2 protein-coding genes are annotated in these 536 nt (G+C 66.6%); both read left to right on the top strand.

Going from position 1 to position 536, the window contains the following annotated elements; all coding sequences use genetic code 11:
* A partial coding sequence (locus tag JNK74_30055; protein MBL7650414.1) for a hypothetical protein occupies window positions 1-454 on the top strand: 454 nt, incomplete at its 5' end.
* On the top strand, window positions 451-536 hold an 86-nt coding region (locus JNK74_30050; GenBank protein ID MBL7650413.1), incomplete at its 3' end, for a prepilin-type N-terminal cleavage/methylation domain-containing protein. The genes JNK74_30055 and JNK74_30050, both read left to right, overlap by 4 nt.

Raw genomic sequence — 536 nt, 5'->3', positions numbered from 1 at the left:
GGCCGTCGCGATTCTCGGCGGCGCGCTCTTCATTCTGCTCAACGCCCACTTCAGCGCGCTGAAACTGTACGAAGAGATGGCGGACGCGGTGGAGCGGCGCCAGTTGCTGGAGCGGGTGGTGAGCGATGCGGAGTTCAAGGTGCTGGCCGGCACGCTGACGGAATCGGGTGAAGTTGAAGGCCGGTACGCCGGGTATTCGTGGAGTTTTCAGGGAACGGCCACGGGCGGGACCGAAGAGGCGCCCGTGCCGTTCTACCAGGTGGATGCCGTGTTGAGGACGCCGTCGGGCGACGAGGAGCAGGTGACGTTTTACGTATTCCACATCAGCAGCAACGAGGTGCTTGAGGGCGGGACCACGGGCGCTTCCTCGGGCACGTCGGCCGGCGCCACTTCGGAGTCTTCATCGAGGCGCACTGGAACGGGAAGCGCGAGCGGTTCGGGGCGGTCGCCATGAGGGCGCGGCGCGCGATCGCTGCGGGCGCGCCGCGGTGCGGTGAGGCGGGCTTCACCCTGATTGAAATCATGGTGGCCATGAC

This window comes from Candidatus Hydrogenedentota bacterium (assembly GCA_016791475.1).
In the GTDB taxonomy this organism is placed as follows: Bacteria; Hydrogenedentota; Hydrogenedentia; order Hydrogenedentales; family JAEUWI01; genus JAEUWI01.
Note: the sequence above shows the minus strand (reverse complement) of the source record. Positions and strands in the feature narration are given on the sequence as shown.